Below are 23,398 nucleotides of genomic sequence, written 5' to 3' on the forward strand. Positions count from 1 at the left end.
ATTATTATAAATTTTTAATTCAACAATAAAATTGATAAATTAAACAGATAATCATTTAATAGGTATAAATTTATTACTGTGGAAAAGCAAAAATTCAATACAGGTATAGGATTAACTGCACTAGGTTCTTTTTGGTGGGGTGTTATTGGTGTTATTTACTTCAAATATATTTCATTTGCAGGCTCTATAGAGGTAGTGATCCATCGTTGTGTGTGGACATCTGTAGCTTTAATAATAACTACTTTTTATTTTTCTAAATGGGATATTTTTTTTGAAATTATAAAAAATAAAAGAAATATAATTTATTTATTTTTTTCAAGCTTACTAATTTTTATAAATTGGGCAACCTGGATTTATGCAGTGGGTACTGAAAAAATTATCGATGCAAGCTTTGGTTATTTTATTATGCCAATCTTAAGCGTATTCCTGGGATATATCTTTTATGGTGAAAAAATTAATAAAAGAAGATGTCTTTCCATACTTCTTGTTTTGCTGTCTATATCATTTCTTTTATTTAAAAGTTTTCATTCAATACCATGGGTTGGAATAATTGTAGCTCTAAGTTGGGGTTTTTATAATCTTCTTAGAAAAAAAGTAAATGTTGATACCGATGTTGGACTTTTAATAGAAAGTCTTTTTATATTACCATTTGCGTTATTTGCTTTTTTTTTACTTTTTAAAAATAATTTAAATCTTTTTAGTATTAACGAGCCTTCATTGATGTTTATACTAATGTTAGCTGGACCAATGACTGTTATACCTCTATTTCTATATGTAAGAGGTGTTGAGTTGTGTGGCCTTGGACCCACTGGAATGATTTTCTACATAACCCCAACATTTCAATTTTTATTGGGCTTTTTTTATTATGATGAGGCTTTTTCTTTTGATAAATCATTAAGTTTCATTTTAATATGGATTGCTGTAATTATTTATTTAAAAGATTTATATGAACATAATTAAATATTTTATAATTATATTTTTCACATTTATTCACGGAACACTATATGCCAATGAAAAAGAATTTAAGGAGTGGTTGGTTAATTTCAAAGCTTATGCTTTAGAAAAAAAAATCTCAGAAAAGACATTCAATTTAGCAATGTCTGATGTTGTGTTTTTACCTGATGTAATAAAATATGACCGTTTTCAGCCTGAGTTTTATGAAGATACCAAAACTTACATATCCAAAAGAACCTCTAAACAAAAAGTAAGTGCGGGCATTAAACTTTATGAATTAAATAAAGATTTCATAAATTCTGTCGACAATAAATTTTCTGTTGAGAAAGAGTTGCTTTTAGCATTAATGGGAATAGAGACTAATTTTGGAACTTATGTTGGAAAAATGGATATATTATCATCACTTGCAACTTTAAGTTATGATCAACGTAGATCTGATTTCTTTACCAAAGAATTAATTACTATTCTTCAATTAATAGATGAGGGGAAAATAAACCATAACATTTTATATGGGTCATGGGCAGGTGCCTTTGGTTTTTTTCAATTTATGCCATCTACAATAGACAACTATGCAATAGACTATGATAAAAATAACATTATTGAGCTTAAATCAACTAAAGATTCATTTGCATCTGCAGCTAACTACATAAATAAAATAGGATGGAAAAAAAACCAACCTTGTTTCATTAAAGTCAAATTAAAAGAAAATATACCTAACAATATATTAAATATATCTGCAAAAAAACTTCACCATAAAATTAAATTTAAGCTTTTAAAGAAATATATAATTAATGAAGATAGTTTTAATTCTATTAATGAAAATTTGATTGCATCAATAATAACGCCAGACAAAGATATAATACCAGATGCACAAAACTTAGATCCAGCCTACATAGTTTTTGATAATTATGAAAAAATACTACAATGGAATAGATCTTTAAGATTCAGTCTCGCAGTATGCACATTAAAAGAAAAGTTTGAAAATGCTTTATAAAAAACTATTAATTTTATGCTGTTTAATTTTATTAAATAACTGTACAGCAACAACCACAACCAAAAATAAAAATCTTAATTCATTAGAAAATCCATTTATAAATAAAGGATTTAGTCTTATATATAATGATAAACTTTATTATGATAAGGTTATTTCCAAAAAAATTGATGAACGAAGCTTAGTTATTTTTCAAAAAAATTTAAAAAAAAATACAATTGTTAAAATTACTAATATTTTAAATAACAAATCAATTATAGGTACTGTTGGTAGTAATGCTGATTATCCTTTTTTTAACAATGGAGTATTATCATTGAGAATAGCAGATGAAATTGGTTTGAATGAAAATGAACCTTATGTAGAGATTTTAGAAGTCCTTGAAGATGCAATATTTGTTGCAAAAAGAGCAAAGACGTTTGAAGAAGAAAAAAAAGTTGCAAACAAAGCACCAGTTAACAATATTAATATTAGTGATCTTAATACTAAACAAAAATACACTAAAAATGAACTAAGTAAAAAATTTTCTTATGAAATAAAAATAGCTGATTTTTATTTCAATGATACAGCATCATTGCTAGTTGATAGAATCGTAAAAGAAACCATGATTAAAAATGTCAAAATCAAAAAAATTAATGAAAAAAAATATAGAGTATATGCAGGTCCTTTTAATAACATTAACTCTCTACAAAAATCATTTAATGATATAAGCATACTTGAATTTGAAAATATTGAGATTATAAAAAATGATTAAATCAAGACTTATAACGATTTTATTGACCCTCTTACTAACAACTAATGCTAATGCAGCATTTGATGTAAAGGCTAGAACAGCAATATTACAAGATTATCTTTCTGGTGAAATATTATTTGAAAAAGATGCCGATAAATCAATTTATCCTGCATCAATGACAAAAATTATGACAGCCATTATTGCGTTTGATTTAATTAGAAGCGGTGATCTAAGTTTAGATGAAAAATTTTTAGTATCAGAGAATGCCTGGAGACTTTCATCAGCTGGCTATTCTTCAATGTTTATAATGGTTGGTGATGAAGTTAGTGTGGAAAATTTACTTAAGGGAATAATTATTGCATCTGGTAATGATGCTTGTGTTGCGTTAGCTGAAGGTATTGCTGGAACAGAAGATGAATTTGCAGTGATGATGACGGCTAAAGCTAAAGAAATAGGAATGAATAATACTAATTTTGCTAATTCATCAGGCATTAATGATACTGAAAACCTATCAACTGTAAGAGATATTATGCTTATGTCTAATTATCTTATTAAAGAGTTTCCTGAAGAATATAAGTATTTTGCAGAAAAAGAATTTACTTGGAATAGAACAGGGGGTGACCCCATTACTCAAGGTAATAGAAATCCGTTATTATATAAAAGCCTTGGGGCAGATGGAATTAAAACTGGTTATTTAGCAGTTGAAAAATACTCACTAGCATCATCTGTTGAAAGAAATGGAAGACGACTAATAGCTGTAGGTAGTGGCTTTAATACTAAAAATGATAGATCTCGTGAAAGTGCCAAACTTTTAACATGGGGTTTAACTAATTTTGACCTGGTTGAAATTACAAAAGCAAACACACCAATAGAAGACATTGATGTTTGGTTGGGTAAAAAAGATACTGTTAAAACTTATATAAAAAATGATATCTACAAAACTATTCCTAAAGCAAAAAAAAGACTATTGAAGGTATCATTGAATTATAATGGTCCAATTCAAGCACCTATTAAAAAAGATGATATCTTAGGAAAATTAAAGCTAATCTTTGATGGTGAACTTATCGAAGAATATGATCTACTTGCTTATGAAGATGTTAAGAAATTAAATGTTTTTTCACGGTTAATGAAATCAATTAATTTTTTAATTTGGGGTGATGTCTAAAAAACCAATAATTGTATTTGAAGGTATAGAGGGGACAGGCAAATCTCATCATATTAAAAATGTTGCTAACTACTTAACACGTAAAAAAATTAAATTTATTCAAATTAGAGAACCTGGTGGCAGTGCAAATTCAGAAAAAATAAGAAATCTTATTCTTAATAATAAATCTACATTTAATAAAGAAACTGATTTACTGCTTTATCTTTCGGCAAGAAGTGAAAATATAGAAATTATAAGAAAAAATGTTGGTAAAAAAATAATATTAATAGATAGATTTTCAGATTCAACTATTGCCTACCAACATTATGGTATGGGTGTAAACCTCAAGTTTATACAAAATATTAACAATCATCTTTTAAAAAATATTAAAATTGATTTTACTTTTTTAAATACAGTAAATTTATCAAATATGAAAAAAAGGCTTAAACTAAGAAAAAAGCTTAACAGATATGATAAATTTAACAGTAAATTTTATGAAAAAGTACAAAATGGTTTTATAAAGATATTAAAAAAAAATCCTAAAAAATATATTAGAATAAATTCAAATCTAGATATAGATCTTAATGAAAATATAATATTAAATAAAATTAAAGACTTAATTTAGATTTATGAATTTAAAACCATCTGAGAACACTAAAATTTATGGTATGGAAAATTTTTTTCATGAATTAAGTGGACTATATAAGCACAAAAAATTGCCTAATAAAATTTTACTGTCTGGAAAAAAAGGATTAGGAAAATCAACATTAGCCTATCATTTAATCAACTATATTTTATCCGAAAATGAGGATTATAAATATAATTTAGAAAATTTTTGCATCCATAAGGACAATAAATCTTATAAACTTTTGCAAAATAACTCCCATCCAAATTTCTATTTAATAGATTTATTAACAGAAAAAAAAAGCATTGATGTAGGTCAAATACGTGAAATGATTAGTTACACAAATAAATCAACATTTAATAATATGGCAAGATTTATTTTAATAGATAATGTTGAAAATCTAAATAAGAATTCTGTCAACGCATTACTTAAAATTATTGAAGAACCAAATGAAAATGTTTTTTTTATCTTAATAAATAATAGTGAAAAAAATATACTACCCACACTAAAATCAAGATGTTTAACATTCAAGATTAATTTTACATTTAATGAGTCCTTAAGTATTTCAAATTTAATACTGGATAAAAATGTACTTGATTTTATTAATTATGACTTACTAAGTTTTTATAATTCACCCGGTGAAATTATTAGTTTGTTTAATTTTGCAGAAGAAAAATCTATTAATTTAAAGGATCACACTATTTCAAGTTTTATAAGTTCGATAATAGATAATAATTATTATAAGAAAAATAAACCTGTCAAAATTTTATTAATAAATTTAATCGAGCTATTCTTTTTGAAAAAATATCTGATAACCAATTCAAAGGTTACATTAATTAATTTTTATCAAAAATTTATAAAAAAAATTTATAATACAGAAAAATTTAATCTAGACGAAGAAAGTTTATTTTTAGAATTTAAATCAAAATTGTTATAAATGGATAAAAATTACTATATAACTACACCAATTTATTATCCTTCAGCGAGACCCCATATGGGTCATGCATACTCAAGTATTGTTGCTGATTTTTTTGCAAGATTTAAACGTATAGATGGGTTCAATGTTCATTTTTTAACAGGTACGGATGAGCATGGTTTAAAAATACAACGAGCAGCAGAGAGAAAAAAAATTGATCCTCAAACTTTTTGTGATGAAATTAGTCAAACGTTTAGAGATCTTTCAAAAACATTAAATTTATCTAATACTGATTTCATTAGAACTACTGAAGAAAGACACAAAAAAACAGTTCAACATCTGTGGAATGAACTTGAAAAAAATGACGATATTTATTTATCAAAATATTCTGGTTGGTATTCTGTTTCTGATGAAGCTTATTACAGTGATGAAGAAATTAGTGAAAAAGAAAACGTTAAAATTGCCATTTCATCTGGTTCTTCGGTTGAATGGATAGAGGAAGAGTCTTATTTTTTTAGATTATCTAAGTGGCAAGATGAACTACTAAAATATTATGAAAAAAATCCAGACTTTATTTCACCAAAATCCAGAAAAAATGAAGTAATTAGTTTTGTAAAAGGTGGGTTAAAAGACTTATCCATAAGCCGTAAAGCATTCTCTTGGGGCATCAAGGTTCCTAATAGTCAAGATCATGTGATTTATGTTTGGCTTGATGCTCTAACAAATTATTTAAGTGCTTTAAACTACCCAGATACAAATGATGAACTGTTTAAAAAATTTTGGCCTGCATCTGTTCATTTAATAGGTAAAGATATATTAAGATTTCATTCTGTATATTGGCCAGCATTTTTAATGGCTGCAAAAATACCTTTACCTAAGAAAGTATATGGTCATGGCTGGATTTTATCTGGTGATGAAAAGATGTCAAAATCAAAAGGAAATATTCTTGATCCATTAGATATTATTGAAATTTATGGACTTGACCCATTAAGATATTATTTGATTAAAGAAGTTTCATTTGGAAATGATGGTAATATTTCTCAAGATAGATTAGAGGATTGTATCAATAGTGATTTGGCTAATAATTATGGTAATTTATGTCAAAGAGTGACTGCATTTGCTGAGAAGAATTGCTCTTCATTAGTACCAGATAATACAAAATTTAATGATGAAGATTTAGTGATGCTAAATAAATTTACTGATAATTTAGATCTAATAAGAACTGAAATTGATAATCAAAATATTAATTATTATATTAATTTCATTGTTAGCGCTTTATTTGAAGCAAATAAGTATTTTAACGATCAAGAGCCTTGGAAAAAAAAAGATGATAAAGATAGATTAAATACCATTGTCTATACATCTTTAGAAATGATTAGAAAAATTTCATTTATGCTTTATCCAATAATTCCAAGCTCAATAGAAAAAGCCTTAAAGATTTTTAATTTAAATATTGATGCGATTAATTTGGAATCTATTGCAAAACATGACTATCTAATATCTGGTAAACCTATCAACAAAATAGATATTTTGTTTAAAAAAATTGAAAAAAAACATGATTGATTCTCATTGTCATTTAGATCATGAACCTTTACTTGAAAATTTAAATGAAGTTATAAAAAGATCTAAAGAAGCTGGTATCTCAAAATTATTAACCATATGCACTACACCTGAAAGTTTTGATAGGATCAAAAAAATTATTATAACCGACCCAATGATTTTCGGAACTTTTGGTATTCACCCTCACGAGACTGAGAAAAGTCATTTAATTGATAAAAATTATATAACAAGTCAAGTAAATCAAAATGAGCGAATTATTGGTATTGGTGAAACAGGCTTAGATTTTTTTTATAATCATAGCAATAAAGAAAGACAAATCGATAGCTTTAAAGCTCATATAGAGGCTTCTATAGAGCTTAATATGCCTATTATCATACATTCTAGAAATGCAGAGAGTGAAACATATGAAATTTTAAAATCATATAAATCAGAAAAACTTAAAATTTTGATGCACTGTTTTACTGGTTCGTTAAATTTTGCAAATAAATTAATAGAATTAAATGCTTTTTTTTCAGCAAGTGGAATAATTACTTTTAAAAATAGTTTAGAGCTTCAGAAAACTTTTAAAAGTATTCCCTTAAATAAACTGCTTGTTGAAACAGATAGTCCATTTTTAGCGCCCATACCAATGAGAGGGAAAAAAAATGAACCAAGTTTTATTAAATATACTTTAGAAAAATTATCTATTTTAAAAGAAAAAACTAATCAAGAAATGTCAGATTTAACTACTCAAAATTTTAATAAACTTTTTAATCTATAATGTCTCTTAAATTTGTTATTTTGGGTAGTGGTAGCTCAATGGGTGTACCTAGAGCAGATGGATATTCTGGAGATTGTGATTTAAAAAATAAAAAGAATTTTAGAACAAGGTGTTCTGCTCTAATTAAATTTAATGATCAAAATATTCTAATAGATACATCGCCAGATTTGAGGTCTCAACTTCTAAAAAATAAAATTAAATCTATTAGTAAAGTTTTTTATACACATCTTCATGCTGACCAGACACATGGTATTAATGACTTGCGCCCATTTTTTTTGATAAACAAGAAACAAATTCCAGTCTATGCGGACATTAATACTAAGAAATATTTGCTTTCAACTTTTAAATATTGTTTTAAATCATCTTTTGGTTATCCATCAACTTTAAATATTAATAGCCTTAAAAAAAAACATGAATTTATAATTAAAGATAAAAAAATTAAAATTGAATCAATACCTGTTCAACATGGTAAGATTAAAAGTATTTGCTATTTAATTAACAATAAATTAGCCTATGCAAGTGATATTAGTCTATTCTTTAAAAAAGATTACAAAAAATTAAAAAATTTAGAATATCTAATTATTGATTGTCTGTGGTACCGTAATCATTCAGCTCATTTCAATTTAGATCAAGTTTTAGAAATAGTTAAAATCCTTACTCCTAAAAAAACTATATTAACAAATATGCATAGCGATTTAGATTATGCAAAACTTAAGAAAAAATTACCCAAAAATATTATTCCTGGTTTTGATGGTTTGACTGTTAGTTTAAAGAATTAAATCTATTTGTTTTGTTATCTTATCTGACATTGGTGTAATAAAAGAATTGAACGTGTCCTGTATTTTTCCTTCTTTATTAATCAATATTTTATGAAAATTCCACTTAGGAACAGTTGAATTACCATAATTTTTTTTTGCCCATTTATATAAGTCATGGGCATTATTACCTTTAACATCAGTTTTGTCTGTTATTGGAAAAGTAATATTAAAATTAGTTTCACAAAAATCTTTAATTTCTGAATTAGTGCCTGGTTCTTGACCACCAAATTGATTTGATGGAACGCCAATTACATAGAAGCCTCTGTCTTTATACTTTTCATAAAGTTCTTGCAGACCTGTATATTGCTTAGTAAATCCACACTTACTAGCAACATTTACCAAAAGTATAGTTTTTCCTTTGTATTGATTTAAATCAATAGTTTCATTATTTATATTTTTTATCGAATGATCAAAAAATAGCTTTTCGTATTTAGCATCAACTTTTTCAAAAAATGTAAACATAGATAGGATTAATAGAATTAATAAATTATTTTTATAAACCATGACTTATTTTTTAGAGGCATACAATAATATAAAATATCCAAATACAGTAGACAGTAAAGATCCAGCAAGAACACCAATTTTTACTCCATCAATATACTGAATATTTTCGGCAAAAGCTAAGTTTCCAACAAACAAACTCATAGTAAAACCAACCCCAGTTAAAATTGAAACTCCGTATAAGCTTAACCAGCTAGATTTATCTGGCATTTGAGCTACACCAAATTTAACAGCAATGAAAGAAACAACCATAACCCCAACTTGTTTACCAACAAATAACCCTAAAAGAATACCTAATGGAACAGGTTCTAATAATGAAGTTAATGATAGCCCCTCTAAAGATACGCCAGCATTAGCAAATGCAAATATAGGCATTATTATAAAAGCAACATATGGACTGATTGCATGTTCTAATTTAATTAATAAAGAGAAATCTTTTTCTTTAATTCTGTGAGGTATGGTTGAAGCTAAAAGAACACCTGCTATTGTTGCGTGAATTCCAGACTTATATGTGAAAAACCACATGAAGGCACCAATTATTAAATAGGGAATAAACTTTTTAACACCAAATTTATTTAAAGTAAGTAGTAAAATATATGAAATTAAGATTAAACTTAAATAACTTATGCTTAAGTCACCTGAGTAGAAAAAAGCTATAATTAATATTGCACCAAGATCATCGATTATAGCAAGAGCCGTTAAAAAAACTTTTAAAGAAATTGGAACTCTTGAACCAAGTAAGGACAAAATTCCCAAAGAAAACGCTATGTCTGTAGCAGATGGAATTGCCCAACCATTCAATGTTTCAGAATTACCAAGGTTTATAAAAACATAGACTAGAGCAGGGACCACCATTCCCCCAACAGCTCCTATAATTGGCAGCAATGCTTTTTTTAAATTAGAAAGCTCACCTTGAATAAATTCTCGTTTTATTTCTAGTGTTACGAAGAAAAAGAAAATTGCCATTAACAAGTCATTAATCCAGTGATGTACCGAAAGTTTTAAACCGAAATCATTAATACCTATAAATAGGTATTGGTTTAATGTATCAAAATATAAATTACTTAAACTAGAATTGCTTATTACCAGAGCAATAATTGCTGCAATTAACAATACAAGACCACTTGCCGCTTCTAATTGAAAAAACCATTTAAAAGGTTTTGAAAGATTTTTGATCATAATTTTATATTAAATCTCTAATAAATAATGAGATATCTTTAATACTTTCATACAAATTATAAAGTATAAATTCGACATTTGGGACAATTTTCCCAATAGGATATTTAAACGTGTCCACAATAATTATAAAAGCTACGAATGAAATAATTGATACAACAAAAATATTTAATATTTTAAAATTTTTTTGTTTTTTTGGCTGTGTATTTACTTGTGTGCTTTCACCATTATTTATCTCAATTTTTTCTTTAGTTTTTTCTTCTAAGTTAACTTCTACTTCGTCATTAGATGTGTCTGATACACTTTCTACATCATTGATCGGTGAATTATTTTGTTCAAAAATATTAACATTATCATTACTAATATCTTCATTAGTTGGACTTACTGTGTTTTCAGGAGCTACTTTTTTAAAAAACCATTTATGATCACAGCTAGCACACTGTAATAAACGACCCATGTCGGGAATTAAACTTGAGTCTACATCGAATTTTTTATTACAATTATTGCAAGTGATGATCATAAATGATGTATATCTGATTCTTGTAAAAAAGCCTTGTTTTTGATGTTCTTTATTCTTTGAAATTATCAATATCTAATGTATTAGTACCTCAATCGGGGCGTAGCGCAGCCTGGTAGCGCATCTGGTTTGGGACCAGAGGGTCGCAGGTTCAAATCCTGCCGCCCCGACCATTTTATGAAAAAAGCAAAGATTTATATACCCACTAAAAATTCAATGCAGTCTGGTTTAGGTAAATCAGACAAATGGTTAATTGAATTTAAAACTGAAGATACAGGAATTAACCCTTTAATGGGTTGGGAAACTAACTCTAATACTCTTTCAGAATTAAATTTAGAATTTTCCTCTAAAGAATTAGCAATAGAATATGCAAAAAAAAATAAAATTGACTTTGAAATCATTGAACCTCAAAAAAGAAAAACTGTTAAAAAATCTTACGCAGATAATTTTTTAAAATAATAATGTTTAAATTTTTCACTCAAAAAGAATGGCGATTATGGTCATGGGTTGGTTCATTTATTATTCTTTCATCGCTTTGGGTTCAGGTACAAATTGATGTTAAAATAAATGAATGGTTTGGTCAGTTCTATGACATGATACAAAAAGCTCTAGCAGCCCCTAACTCAATCACAATTGGAGAGTACTGGGCAAGCTTATTATCATTTATTACATTAGCAGGTATTTATGTGGCTTTGGCTACGGTTGTAGCTTTCTTTACCTCACATTATTTATTTAGATGGAGAACTGCCATGATTGATTGGTATCACAGTGTCTATGATAAGGCCCGAACTATTGAAGGTGCTTCACAAAGGGTTCAAGAAGACACAATAAAGTTTTCAAGAATTATGGAAGGACTTGGTACAAGTTTTATAGAAGCAATAATGATGCTTGTTGAGTTCACACCTATATTATTTGGTTTAAGTGTTGGAATACCTATTTTATTCTTTGGGGATTGGAATTATGGTTTAGTGACAGGTGCATTTATATGGACTGTAGGTGGAACCCTTTTCTTAATTGTATTAGGTTCAATTTTAAGATTAGTTGGAGTAGAATACGATCTTCAAAAAAATGAAGCCTCTTATAGAAAATTACTTGTTATAGCTGAAGATAATATAACAATAAGACCAAAGAATTTAGATGAATTATTTAACGATGTAAGAAAAATTCATTTTAAATCTTATCTAAGATATTTTTATTTTAATTTGGGTCGTATAACTTATCTTCAAGCGAATGTTCTCTCAGCCTATGTTTTTTTAGCTCCAGCAATAGTAGCAGGCGTTGTGACATTAGGGGTAATGCAGCAAATTATAAGAGCTTTTGGTAGAGTAGAAGGGTCTATGCAATATATCTTTAGATCATGGCCTACTATCATAGAACTCGCCAGTGTTTATAAAAGGTTAAAAGAATTTGAATCCAAGATCAATGCTACTGAATCGATTACTCAAAAAGATTAATGGCTATCGATAAAAAATATGTTGATCAAATTTTAAAAGTTTCTGAAAAAGCAGCACTTGCCTCGTCATATTTAGTTGGAAAAAAAGATAAGATTGCAGCAGATCAAGCGGCTGTTGATGCAATGCGATCAGAATTAAATAAAATTGATATGAATGGTGAAGTTGTTATTGGTGAAGGTTCACTTGATGAGGCACCAATGCTTTATACAGGTGAAAAACTTGGAAATAAGGATGGACCTTATTTTGATATTGCTGTTGATCCTTTAGAAGGAACAAATTTTGCAGCAAATAATTTACCTGGAGCAACATCTGTTATTGCAATTGCTGAAAAAGGAAATCTTTTTAATGCACCAGAAACTTATATGGATAAAATTGCAACTGGACCAATTGAAAAAGGATTGGTTGATCTAGATTTTCCGTTAAAGAAAAACCTTACAAATCTTGCAGATTTCTTAAACAAAGACATCTCATCACTGACAGCCTGTATATTGGATAGACCAAGACACAAAAAAATAATTGATGAATTAAAGCAACTAAATATAAATATTAAATTAATTACTGATGGTGATGTTCTTGGTGCATTGTATGTGACAAATCCAAAATATAATATTGATATATTTTTGGGTATTGGCGGTGGTCCAGAAGGAGTGTTGGCAGCATCAGCCCTTGATGCTTTTGACTGCCATTTTCAAGGGAGATTTATATTTGATAACGACAAGGATATTAAAGATGCAAACAAAATGGGAATAACTGATTTAAATAAAAAATACGAATTAATTGAAATTATAAAAGGAGACTCTATATTTTGTTCAACAGGAATTACTACAAGTGAGATGTTAGCTGGTGTAAAAGTTGATAATAACAAATATACAACCGAAACATTGGTTACACACAAAAGTTTAAAATTTAAAGAAACGGTAAAAAGAACAAACCTTATCGAAGAATGATTTCTGTTTCAGGTAAGAAGTGGGAACAAAAAAAAATTAATCAGAATATTGTTGATAAATTAAAACAAGAACATGATTTTAGTGAAATTTTATCTAGATTAATTATTTCAAGAAAATTTGATAATGATGAAATAGCAACAATCAATACAGATTTAGATTTAAACAATGTTTTTTTAAATAATAAAGATTTCAGTCAATCTATTAACCTTGTTGTAAATTCCATCAATAATAATGAAAAAATATGCATTTTAGGTGATTATGACGTTGATGGCTCTGCAGCTACATCTTTATTTGTTAAATTTTTTGAAGATATAAATCATCCATTTTTTTACTATATACCTGATAGAGAAAAAGATGGTTATGGAGCTACCAAAAAACTATTCCAAAAACTGATCTTAGAAAAGCCTAAATTAATTATTATGGTGGATTGTGGCTCAACATCTAATGAAGCAATAGATTTTTTAAATGAGAATGAAATAAAATCTTTAATCATTGATCATCACGAAATTAATAAGCCTTTTCCAAATGCAAATTCAATTATAAACCCAAAAAAAGATAATAGTTATAAAGAATATGACTATTTGTGTGCAACTACACTTACATATTTTTTTTTAGATTTATTGATTAAAAAAATCAAAACTAAAATAAATATATCTGATTATTTGATATATGTTTTGTTGGCTACAGTATGTGATGTTATGCCTTTAAGAAAACTTAATAGATTAATTGCATTAAATGCCCTTAAAAATTTTGATATAACAAAAAATTTACCACTAAGTACTTTGTTTGACTTAAATGAAAAAAAAAATAAAATTAATATTAATGATTTAGGCTATTTAATTGGCCCTATATTAAACGCTGGTGGTAGGTTGGGTAAGTCACAATATGCTACGGAATTATTATCTTCTAATAACGATCAGGTTATCAAAGATAGGTCTACTTATTTAATTAAATTGAATAATAAAAGAAAAGAAATAGAAAATTTGCTATTAAATGAAATTGATTTTAAAAAAATTGAAAAAGAAAATAAAGAAGTAATAATTTATTATAATCCAAATATAAACGAAGGTTTAATTGGAATTATTGCAGCAAGATTAAAAGATTACTTTAATAAACCCTCCATTGTTATTACAGCATCTAATGAATTATTAAAAGGATCTGCAAGATCAGTTTATAATTATAATATTGGTCGCATAATTAAAAATTTACTAGATAAAGATATAATTATAAATGGTGGTGGTCATAATATGGCTGCAGGATTTACGCTAAATAAAGCAAATCTTAAAGATTTTGAAAATTATATATTAGAGGATTTTTTAAAATCTAATACTGTAAATAATAATATATTTTCATATGAATCAGAAGTTTCGCCATTAGCATTTAATCAAGATTTTTATGATGATATAAAAAAATTAGAACCTTTTGGTACAGGAAACTCAGTACCCACATTCATGCTAAGAGATCTAAAAATAATTAAACCAATAGTTCTAAATAACAAGCATATATCTGTAATATTAAAATCAAAAACAGGATTTTCAATTAAATCAATATCGTTTAATACTATTAATACTATGATTGGTGAACACTTAATGAGTTATAAAAATAACATTAATGTAATAGGCCAAATCGGAGAGAATATCTGGAATAATAAAAAAACTCTTCAATTAACTATTAGAGACCTTATCCTATAACTTAATTACACTTGATAAATAATGACTTTTAAAATAAAAGATCACCTCATGGTCCCTTCGTCTATCGGTTAGGACAGCTGGTTTTCATCCTGCAAAGGGGGGTTCGATTCCCCCAGGGACCGCCATAAATATGTTATATTACACATATATGCTCAAATCTATTTCAGCAGGTTATAAAAAGACTTACGTTGGTTATACAAATAATTTAGAGCTAAGACTGAATAAACACAATTCTAATAATGGTGCTAAAGCCACAAAGGGATATAAATGGATTTTAATTTATAGTAAAAAATTTAGAGATAAAAAGGAAGCTATGTCATTTGAGTATAAACTTAAAAATAATAAGAATTTAAGAAAAGAATTATTAAAAAAATCTCTATAATGAAAATATCAATATTACTCCCTTATAAAGAAAATTTTTCATCTGAATATGCAGGTGCAGTTTCTATATTTATAAATGATACTGTTTTAAAAAGTAAATATAAAAAAACAACAAATGTATATGGAAATACTGATTTTAAAAAAGATTTATTAAAAAATTATATTAATTTATCATTAAATAAAAAAAAATTACTTGAGAGTAGCAGTAATTTTTATGTTAATAATTTTATAAAAAAAAGAAGTGTGATTAATTCAGATATAATAGAAATACATAATAGACCCAATTACGTAAAAAAAATTCTAAAAATTAAAAAATCTAAAAAAATTTTATACTTTCATAATAATCCTCTTGAAATGAATGGATCCAAATCAATTAAACAAAGATTGTTTTTGATCGAAAATCTTGATCAAATTATATTTAATAGTGAATGGACTAAAAAACAGTTCTTATTTAATTTGCCAAAAGTTTATATTAAAGTTCAAAAATTAACTGTTATCTATCAGTCAACAATAAAACCTAAGATAGATTTAAAAAAAAAACAAAATATTATAACTTTTATTGGAAAATTAAACTCTGCAAAAGGGTACGATATCTTTGGTGAAGCAGCTATCAAAATATTAAATGAATTTCCAAATTGGAATGTGGAAGTTGTAGGTGATGAATCTCGAGAAAAAATTTATTTCAAACATAATCGTTTTAACCTTAATGGTTTTCAAAACCATAAAAATGTTCTTAAAATTTTAAAAAAAACCTCCATATCTGTTGTTTGTTCAAGATGGAATGAACCTTTTGGAAGAACAAGCCTTGAATCATCTAGCCATGGATGTGCGACAATCATTAGTAGTAGAGGTGGATTACCCGAAACAACTTCGGATGCGTTAATTTTAAGAAAAATTGATTCTACTAATCTGTATATCTTAATTAAAAAATTAATTATTGATGAAAAACTAAGGAATAATTTACAAATAAATTCAATTAAGAATTTTTATCTTACTAATAAATTTGTATCAAAACTAATAGATGATACTAGAGAAAGACTATCAATAAAATATTTTATTAAAAAGAATAAAAAATTAAAGATACTTCATATTACAAACTTTAATGAACGCCATAATGGTAGATTATTTTATAATACTGGTAGAAGAATAAATAATGGACTAGTTCGATCAAATCATTCAGTTTTAACAATAAGTGATAGAGATATAGTGAGTTATCATAGATCACTTAAAGATTTTGATGGTTCAAAAAAACTTAACTCAAAAATTATTGACACGATTGCCAATTATCTTCCTGATTTAATTATTCTTGGTCATGCTGACTTGGTCAGTTTATCTACATTAAAGTTTATAAAAAAAAATTATCCATCAATTAAAATTACACAATGGTTTTTAGATAAAATGAATGAAGGTTGGAAAAAAAATAAAAGACGATTTCTTGATAAAATAGAGTTAATGGATTGTAGTTTTTGCACCACATCTCCTGATGCTCTATCTTTTCCTAAAAAATATAAAATTTTTTACATGCCCAATCCTGCAGATAGTTCATTTGAAACTCTAAAATGCTATGATAATAAATATCCCGTATATGACCTTTTTTTTGCGATGTCTCATGGTGTACACCGAGGTATTTTAAAAAAAGGCAAATTTGATCAACGAAGCTTAATTATAAAAGAATTAATAAAAAAAAACCCTAACATAAAATTTAATTTACATGGCTTGGGTGATGAACAGCCCGTATGGTCAGACGACTTTAAATTATCTTTAAAAAAATCAAAGATGGCTCTCAATTTAAGTCAAGGAAAACCAACGAAATATTATTCTAGTGATAGAATTGCCCAATTAATAGGAAATGGAATTTTAACTTTTGTTGATATAAAAACTAAATTGAAGAAATTTTTTTCTAATGATGAGGTAATTTTTTATAAATCGATGAATGATCTTTCGAAAAAAATAAATTTCTATAAGGTAAATCACAAAATAAGAAATAAGATTGCAAAAAAAGGACAAGAGAAATATCTCAAATATTTTAATTCAAACAAAATTGCTAATTTTATAATTGATAAAAGCATGAATTTGAAAAAAAAAAATAAATATTTTTGGGAATAAATGAGTACTTCTAATAAAGTACCAATTTTAATGTATCATTCTATATCAGATAGTAAAAACTCTCTAAGTCTTTCGGTTGATAAATTTTATAATCAGATGAATTTTATGAAAAAAAAAGGCTATAACACCATCAATTTAAATGAAATTAATCAAAATGATAAAAATAAATTTATTATTACTTTTGACGATGGTTACGAGGATGTTTTGATAAATGCTTTACCTATATTAAAAAAATTTGATTTTAAAGCTACATGCTTTTTTGTAACTGATTATTTGAATCTTCATAACATTTGGGATCAACACAAAAATGATTTTATTTTATTAAAAACTATGAGTAAAATACAAGTTGATGAGTGGTTAAAAAATGGTATGACAATTGGATCTCACACCTCCTCACATAAAAATTTACAAAAAATTAATATAAATGAAAAAATTAGTCAGATATCAAGATCTAAGAATTTTTTTAAGGAAGAATTTAACATTGATGTAAAATTTTTTTCATATCCTTATGGATCATATGATAATGAAACTGTTAAAATCATTAAGAAATATTATGAATTTGCTGTAACAACAAAAAGATCCAGGTATATAAAAGATAAATTTAATGAATATCTTTTACCCAGAGTTCCTGTTAATAAAAATGACAGTTTAGTTAAATTTTTTTTAAAAATAAAAACACCCTATGAAGATATTAAATATAAGAATGACTAAAATGTATAAATACCCACTCTTGACTAATGCATTCAATTCAAAAGACATAAATGAAGGTATTAAAGTTTTAAAAACTAGATTTATAACAATGTCAAAAGTTACAGAAAAATTTGAAGACTATTTCGCAAAAAAAATGGGATCTAAGTATGCTGTTATGACCAATTCAGGATCTTCTGCTAATTTATTAGCTTTGTCATGCTTAACACATCCGTTTAATAAAGAAAAATTATCATCAAAAGATGAGGTAATAATCCCCGCTATTTGCTGGTCAACAACTTTATGGCCTATAATCCAAAATAATCTAAAACCAATATTTGTAGATGTCGATTTGAACAGTTTTAATATAGATACAGCCAAGATTATTAGTAAAATAAATAAACGAACAAAAGCAATAATGTTAGTACACGTTCTTGGCACATCAGCTAATATGACAAAATTAGTTAAAATTGCAAAAAAGTATAAACTTAAAATTATTGAGGACACATGTGAAAGTTTGGGTGCAGAATATAATAATAAAAAATTAGGTACAATTGGAAATTTCGGTACTTATTCATTTTACTATTCTCATCAAATAACTTCTGGGGAAGGGGGGATGATTGTTTGTGATAATTTACAAGATTATAATATTTTAAAAACTTTAAGATCACACGGCTGGTCTAGAAATACATCTTTTCACAATTATTATAAGAAAAAATATAAAATGTTAGACGATAAATTTCTATTTATAGGACCTGGCTACAACGTTAGACCTACAGATATTCAAGCCGCAATAGCTTTAAATCAATTTAAAAGACTAAATAAATTTATCAAAATTAGAAATAATAACCGTAGTAGAATAATTAAGACTCTACAAAAACACAAAAAATGGGATAATCAATTTAAGTTTGTAAGTGTAGATAAAAAAATAAAACCAAGTTGGTTTGGTTTGCCTATTCAAATTAATGATAAATTTTTTAAGAGTAAAAAAAAATTTTTAAATTTTTTATCTACTAAAGGTATTGAAACAAGGCCAATTATAAGTGGAAATTTTTTGAATCAACCTGCGTCTAAAATTTATAAGTTTAAGTCTAAAAAAAAAGATTTTATAAATGCTAATGAAATTGAAAAAAAAGGTTTTTTTATTGGTTTGCACACCAAACCACTAAAAAATGATGAACTAAAATTTATTGTTGAAAATCTTTTAAATATCAACTTATTTAAATGAAAATAGGCATAACTGGATCAAGTGGCAATTTAGGATCTTATTTAAAAAATCAATTTAGAGAATATAAGCTAGATTATTTTAATGGAAGAATTGAAAATAAGAGTGATGTTAATAAATGGATTGAGGGAAAAAGTTTTGATGCTATAATTCATTTGGCTGCAATTGTACCAACCTCCGTTGTAAATAAACATAAAAATAAAGCATTAGATGTAAATTTTTATGGAACTAAAAACTTAATTGATTCAATAAATAAACTTCACAAAAAAAAAATATGGTTTTTTTATGCCTCAACATCTCACGTTTATCCATTTAATAAAATTGCTGCAAAAGAAGTTACTAAAACAAAACCTATTTCATATTATGGTAAAACTAAATTACTAGGTGAACAATATATTTTAAAAAAAACAAAAAAAATTAGTCCATGCATAGCTAGGATATTTAGCTATACAACTAAAAACCAAGATAAAGAATTTATTATTCCAAGTATAATTAACAAACTTAATACAAAAAATAATATAATTAAATTTTCAAATATGAATCATGTGCGTGATTTTTTAGCTATAGAAGATATATGTACTGCCATAAAAGTTTTATTTAAGAATAAAGCCGTAGGTATCTTCAATATTTGCTCTAATAAAAAGATCAATTTAACCAATATAGCAAATGTAATTAATTCAAAATATAAAAAAGAATTAATATTTGATAATAATGAATCTACAATCTTATTTGGTAATAATAATAAAATCCTAAAATTAGGATGGTTACCTAGAAAGATTGATTATGAAAATTATTTATTAAAGGTAATATAATTTAATATGAGTTTTTTTTTAGAAATTAAATCCAATACTGTTAAATGTCCAAATGGTTGTAAATTATTTAATGATAAAAGAAATTTTTCTTATTGGGAAAGTAAAAATGTAACTAAGGATGAAAAATATATAGTTGATTATTTAAATATCAATTCTGAAGTACTTAAAAATAAAAATATTTTACATGTTGGTATTGGAAATTCTTACATTGCAAAGAAATTGTTATCTTATAATAAAATTGATGGAATATCATTGTCTCAAAATGAATTAGATTATGCCTCTAAATTAAATTTATCAAACTATAATTTTTTTTTTCAAAATAAGTATGCTAATCAAAAGTTATTTGATGATAAATTAAATTTTTATAATATTATTATTGACATTAATCTAAAATCTTTTAGCTGTTGTGAGGTTGCCTTTGATGAAATGTTTAAAATGTATGTGAAGATAATTAATAAAGATGGCAAAATTATTACCAGTAGAACCGGTCTCGAATGGTCTAGGATTATTAAACCTGTATTAAGTTTTTCTTTTAAAAATTTTCTCTATAAACGATTAAAGGAGTTTGATGGACCAGAATCTAATATTCTTTCTATTCAGAACTGTGAAGAAATTTCAAAAAAATTTAACTTAGATATTGATCTTTCAGATCAAAATCTAGTTATATTTACAAAAAAATAAATGCATGAAAAAAATTCTAATTTTTAAAAAAGATAGAATAGGTGACTTCCTAAATATTTCTCCAATATTATACAATTTAAAACATAATTTTCCTGAAGCACATATTACTATAGTATGCTCTTCTTACAATTACTCGATTGCAAAACATTACACATTTATAAATAAATTTTTGATTTTTAAACATTCTGCTTTATTTTTCTTGATAAAGAATTATTCATCTTTCTTCTTTAATAAATATGATCTTATTTTACAATTAGATTCAAAAAATTCATCGTATTTATTGGCCGCACTTATTAGGGCTCATAAAAAAGCTAGTATCAAATTTATTAAATATAAGAATTTTTTTGGTATAAATATTATTAAAAAACGACCTTCATTTTTAATATCATTATTCTATAATTTTTTTTTAACATCTAATGAAAATTATGATCACCCAAATAATAAAAAAAACCATTATTTATCACTATATCTTCAGATACTAAAACAACTTAATATAAAAATACATTCTGAGAAACATTACTTACCCTATATGCCTACTAAAAATATTTACTTAAATAATTACTATAATATTCACATTGATGAAAGATGGTCATTTTTTAAAAAACCTTTTTTAGAAAGATTTGAAAAAAAGCTTTCAGATCTAGTTATTGATAATACTGTTGTTCTAACCTCTAACCTCGGTGGAAATGATTTTTTCAATTTTCTCTTCTTTAAATACAAAAATAATAAAAATATTTATTTTAATAATAAAGCCACTGTAAATGAGTTAATTAATATTATTTATTATTCTCATTCAGTTATTAGTAGCCACACTGGTTTAACCGTTCACATTGCGGCAGCATTTGATAAAAAAATTATTGATATTGTTTCACCTAAAATTTTTAATGAATTAGATAGGTGGATACCTATTAGTAGTAACTATCAGAGATTTAATTTTGAAAATTTTTTTTTTGAATGATTGTAATTTTTTTAAGAATTAATTAGTAATTTTTAAAATAGTGATCTTTATTAACATTTTTAATAAATTTATAACCTATTTTTTTTAATATTTTAAAAACATCTTTTTTACGACTTTTAAATATTTCAACCTGTAATAAAACATTATTTTTCTTTAATAGGTTTATAGCACCCTCTATTACATTTTTTTCATGCCTTTCGACATCTATTTTAATGACAATTTTCTTTTTTTTAAAAATTAATATTTCATCCAATATATCGCAAGATACTTTTTTTTTATATATTGAATTATTTGCATATTTTTTAAGCTCTTCGTCTTGTTTATTATATATAGAAAATCCACCTGTTTTATCTTTATTTGGTACCCACATTATAATTTTTTTTTTTATATTAGATAATGCTAGGTTGTATATCTTAACATTTTTAAAATTATTAATTTTCATATTTTCTTTTAATTGATTGAAATTTTCTATTATAGGCTCAAATGAATAGGCACTTTTAACTAATTGAGATAAATTTAACGTGTAAAAGCCCATATGAGAACCAATATCTATAAATATTTCCACTTCCTCTTTAATAATTAGTTCTCTTAAATATTTTATTTGCTGATTTTCATAAGCATCTCTTAGGTATATTTCTCTATCGATTGGATTTTTCAAGTTTAATTTTAATAACAAATTATTATGATTAATAATAATGTCAGACTTATTCATAATTTTTAAAAATATCTTCAATACTGATGGAACTAGTCGTTTTAATATTTTGATTTTATACAAGTTGATAATTAATTTTCTCATTTTTAATCTTTATATTTTTATTTTGTTTAATGCATTATTTCTAAATAAATTTGCATCCTTAATATATCTTCTTACCATTTCTGTTGATTTATGACCTGTCATTGCCATAATATTTCGCTCTTCCACGCCTGACTCAGCAGCAGATGTTGCAAATCCAGATCTTAGACTGTGACCTGAATAATTCTTAGTATCTATTCCTAACATGCTTAAGTACTCCTTAATAAGCAAAGCTACTGTTTGATCTGTTAATCTGTTTTCTGATAACTTTGATCCCTTAATAAATCTTCTAAATACAGAGCCTGATTTTATCCTTGATATCTCTAGCCAGTTTCTCAATGAGACTACAGGACAATATTGAGAGCTGTCAAAGTAGGGTAGTGCTTTTGTAAAACCTTCACCAAATTGGTCTGTTTTAGACCTCTTGATATTAATTTTTAAACCTTCTGAAACAAAATCAAGGTCATCAAAGTCTAATGAAACTATCTCATTTCTTCGAAACCCACCTGAAAAGCCTATTAAAATTATAGACCTATCTCTAATTTTTTTAATTTCTTCTTTTTTTTGTTGATCTATGACATCAATTATTTGCTTTAAATTATTGATTAATAAAGGTTTTTTCCCTTTTTGAATACTACCTTTTCTTCTTTTTATACCCATAATATTTTCAATTATTGCAGGATGTTTTGTGTCCAAATAATGACCTTTTAACTTATGAATAACTCCAATTGATACTAACCTTCGTTTTAAAGTGCTCATTTTAACTTCTTTTGTTGATAAATAAGTTAGGTATAACGAAACTATTTTTGGCTCAGATGGTAGAGACTTAAATCCATTTTTGACACAAAATAAACTAAAATCGGTAAAGTCTGATTTATATGCTCTTGCAGTGTTGATGGACTTAGAACTTTGTAGGTTTAATAATGTTTCTTTCTTTAGGGCATTTATATCTGTTATTATTTCATTCATGT

General features: G+C 25.9%; 25 protein-coding genes and 2 tRNA genes. 22 read left to right on the forward strand and 5 right to left on the reverse strand.

What is annotated here, in order from left to right; genetic code table 11:
* The first annotated feature begins 78 nt into the window (after window positions 1-78).
* The 9 genes from rarD to SAR11_RS05015 are packed head-to-tail and all read left to right on the forward strand — an operon-like array spanning window position 79 to window position 8,459.
* Window positions 79-960: an EamA family transporter RarD gene (gene rarD, locus SAR11_RS04975; RefSeq protein WP_011282093.1), complete on the forward strand. Its 882-nt coding sequence runs from the start codon at window positions 79-81 to the stop codon at window positions 958-960.
* Window positions 947-1,948, forward strand: coding sequence for a lytic murein transglycosylase (locus tag SAR11_RS04980; RefSeq protein WP_011282094.1), 1,002 nt, complete (start codon window positions 947-949; stop codon window positions 1,946-1,948). The genes rarD and SAR11_RS04980 overlap by 14 nt, the downstream gene beginning before the upstream one ends.
* The gene (locus SAR11_RS04985; RefSeq protein ID WP_011282095.1) at window positions 1,938-2,696 is read left to right on the forward strand and encodes a hypothetical protein; all 759 of its coding nucleotides are present in this window, start codon (window positions 1,938-1,940) and stop codon (window positions 2,694-2,696) included. The genes SAR11_RS04980 and SAR11_RS04985 overlap by 11 nt, the downstream gene beginning before the upstream one ends.
* Window positions 2,689-3,840, forward strand: coding sequence for a D-alanyl-D-alanine carboxypeptidase family protein (locus tag SAR11_RS04990; RefSeq protein WP_011282096.1), 1,152 nt, complete (start codon window positions 2,689-2,691; stop codon window positions 3,838-3,840). The genes SAR11_RS04985 and SAR11_RS04990 overlap by 8 nt, the downstream gene beginning before the upstream one ends.
* Window positions 3,833-4,444: a dTMP kinase gene (gene tmk, locus SAR11_RS04995; RefSeq protein WP_011282097.1), complete on the forward strand. Its 612-nt coding sequence runs from the start codon at window positions 3,833-3,835 to the stop codon at window positions 4,442-4,444. The genes SAR11_RS04990 and tmk overlap by 8 nt, the downstream gene beginning before the upstream one ends.
* Window positions 4,445-4,448: 4 nt before the next feature.
* On the forward strand, window positions 4,449-5,381 hold the full coding sequence (locus SAR11_RS05000) for an AAA family ATPase (RefSeq protein WP_011282098.1): 933 nt from the start codon (window positions 4,449-4,451) through the stop codon (window positions 5,379-5,381).
* Window positions 5,382-6,923: a methionine--tRNA ligase gene (gene metG / locus SAR11_RS05005; protein ID WP_011282099.1), complete on the forward strand. Its 1,542-nt coding sequence runs from the start codon at window positions 5,382-5,384 to the stop codon at window positions 6,921-6,923.
* Entirely contained in the window at window positions 6,916-7,680 is a 765-nt protein-coding gene (locus SAR11_RS05010; protein WP_011282100.1) for a TatD family hydrolase, read from the forward strand. Before metG ends, SAR11_RS05010 begins: the two co-directional genes overlap by 8 nt.
* Window positions 7,680-8,459 (forward strand): MBL fold metallo-hydrolase, encoded by a 780-nt coding sequence (locus SAR11_RS05015; RefSeq protein ID WP_011282101.1) that lies wholly within the window; start codon window positions 7,680-7,682, stop codon window positions 8,457-8,459. Before SAR11_RS05010 ends, SAR11_RS05015 begins: the two co-directional genes overlap by 1 nt.
* On the opposite strand, the gene SAR11_RS05020 is transcribed toward SAR11_RS05015, so the two are convergent.
* Genes SAR11_RS05020 through SAR11_RS05030 form a run of 3 tightly spaced genes read right to left on the reverse strand, consistent with a single transcriptional unit; the run spans window position 8,448 to window position 10,764 of the window.
* Entirely contained in the window at window positions 8,448-9,002 is a 555-nt protein-coding gene (locus tag SAR11_RS05020) for a glutathione peroxidase (RefSeq protein ID WP_049752873.1), read from the reverse strand. The genes SAR11_RS05015 and SAR11_RS05020 overlap by 12 nt on opposite strands.
* 3 nt (window positions 9,003-9,005) lie before the next feature.
* The gene (gene nhaA, locus SAR11_RS05025) at window positions 9,006-10,178 is read right to left on the reverse strand and encodes a Na+/H+ antiporter NhaA (protein ID WP_006996915.1); all 1,173 of its coding nucleotides are present in this window, start codon (window positions 10,176-10,178) and stop codon (window positions 9,006-9,008) included.
* A 4-nt stretch (window positions 10,179-10,182) separates the two neighbouring features.
* Window positions 10,183-10,764: a zinc-ribbon domain-containing protein gene (locus SAR11_RS05030; protein ID WP_236608317.1), complete on the reverse strand. Its 582-nt coding sequence runs from the start codon at window positions 10,762-10,764 to the stop codon at window positions 10,183-10,185.
* A gap of 24 nt (window positions 10,765-10,788) precedes the next feature.
* Between SAR11_RS05030 and SAR11_RS05035 the strand changes: the two genes are divergently transcribed.
* The 13 genes from SAR11_RS05035 (at window position 10,789) to SAR11_RS05095 (ending at window position 21,634) form a co-directional block, all read left to right on the forward strand.
* Window positions 10,789-10,865, forward strand: a tRNA-Pro gene (locus tag SAR11_RS05035).
* A gap of 4 nt (window positions 10,866-10,869) precedes the next feature.
* Window positions 10,870-11,151 (forward strand): ETC complex I subunit, encoded by a 282-nt coding sequence (locus SAR11_RS05040; RefSeq protein ID WP_011282104.1) that lies wholly within the window; start codon window positions 10,870-10,872, stop codon window positions 11,149-11,151.
* Window positions 11,152-11,153: 2 nt separating this feature from the next.
* Window positions 11,154-12,146, forward strand: coding sequence for a putative transporter (locus SAR11_RS05045; RefSeq protein WP_011282105.1), 993 nt, complete (start codon window positions 11,154-11,156; stop codon window positions 12,144-12,146).
* Window positions 12,146-13,093 carry a class II fructose-bisphosphatase gene (gene glpX / locus SAR11_RS05050; protein ID WP_011282106.1) on the forward strand — a complete coding sequence of 316 codons (948 nt, stop codon included), beginning with the start codon at window positions 12,146-12,148 and terminating at the stop codon, window positions 13,091-13,093. Before SAR11_RS05045 ends, glpX begins: the two co-directional genes overlap by 1 nt.
* On the forward strand, window positions 13,090-14,784 hold the full coding sequence (recJ, locus tag SAR11_RS05055; protein ID WP_011282107.1) for a single-stranded-DNA-specific exonuclease RecJ: 1,695 nt from the start codon (window positions 13,090-13,092) through the stop codon (window positions 14,782-14,784). Before glpX ends, recJ begins: the two co-directional genes overlap by 4 nt.
* A gap of 50 nt (window positions 14,785-14,834) precedes the next feature.
* A tRNA-Glu gene (locus tag SAR11_RS05060) sits at window positions 14,835-14,909 on the forward strand.
* A 23-nt stretch (window positions 14,910-14,932) separates the two neighbouring features.
* Window positions 14,933-15,166 (forward strand): GIY-YIG nuclease family protein, encoded by a 234-nt coding sequence (locus SAR11_RS05065; protein ID WP_148193091.1) that lies wholly within the window; start codon window positions 14,933-14,935, stop codon window positions 15,164-15,166.
* The gene (locus SAR11_RS05070) at window positions 15,166-17,271 is read left to right on the forward strand and encodes a glycosyltransferase family protein (RefSeq protein WP_011282109.1); all 2,106 of its coding nucleotides are present in this window, start codon (window positions 15,166-15,168) and stop codon (window positions 17,269-17,271) included. Before SAR11_RS05065 ends, SAR11_RS05070 begins: the two co-directional genes overlap by 1 nt.
* Window positions 17,272-17,982 carry a polysaccharide deacetylase family protein gene (locus SAR11_RS05075; RefSeq protein ID WP_011282110.1) on the forward strand — a complete coding sequence of 237 codons (711 nt, stop codon included), beginning with the start codon at window positions 17,272-17,274 and terminating at the stop codon, window positions 17,980-17,982.
* Window positions 17,954-19,186, forward strand: coding sequence for a DegT/DnrJ/EryC1/StrS family aminotransferase (locus SAR11_RS05080; RefSeq protein WP_041185790.1), 1,233 nt, complete (start codon window positions 17,954-17,956; stop codon window positions 19,184-19,186). The genes SAR11_RS05075 and SAR11_RS05080 overlap by 29 nt, the downstream gene beginning before the upstream one ends.
* Window positions 19,183-19,995 (forward strand): NAD-dependent epimerase/dehydratase family protein, encoded by an 813-nt coding sequence (locus tag SAR11_RS05085; protein WP_011282112.1) that lies wholly within the window; start codon window positions 19,183-19,185, stop codon window positions 19,993-19,995. Before SAR11_RS05080 ends, SAR11_RS05085 begins: the two co-directional genes overlap by 4 nt.
* A 6-nt stretch (window positions 19,996-20,001) precedes the next feature.
* Complete coding sequence (locus tag SAR11_RS05090) at window positions 20,002-20,676, forward strand: hypothetical protein (RefSeq protein WP_011282113.1); 675 nt, start codon at window positions 20,002-20,004, stop codon at window positions 20,674-20,676.
* Between the two features lie 4 nt (window positions 20,677-20,680).
* Window positions 20,681-21,634 carry a glycosyltransferase family 9 protein gene (locus tag SAR11_RS05095; protein ID WP_011282114.1) on the forward strand — a complete coding sequence of 318 codons (954 nt, stop codon included), beginning with the start codon at window positions 20,681-20,683 and terminating at the stop codon, window positions 21,632-21,634.
* Between the two features lie 22 nt (window positions 21,635-21,656).
* On the opposite strand, the gene SAR11_RS05100 is transcribed toward SAR11_RS05095, so the two are convergent.
* Window positions 21,657-22,430, reverse strand: coding sequence for an FkbM family methyltransferase (locus SAR11_RS05100; protein ID WP_011282115.1), 774 nt, complete (start codon window positions 22,428-22,430; stop codon window positions 21,657-21,659).
* Between the two features lie 9 nt (window positions 22,431-22,439).
* Complete coding sequence (locus tag SAR11_RS05105) at window positions 22,440-23,396, reverse strand: site-specific integrase (protein WP_011282116.1); 957 nt, start codon at window positions 23,394-23,396, stop codon at window positions 22,440-22,442.
* Window positions 23,397-23,398: the final 2 nt, after the last annotated feature.

It is taken from the genome of Candidatus Pelagibacter ubique HTCC1062, from assembly GCF_000012345.1.
Taxonomy (GTDB): domain Bacteria; phylum Pseudomonadota; class Alphaproteobacteria; order Pelagibacterales; family Pelagibacteraceae; genus Pelagibacter; species Pelagibacter ubiqueversans.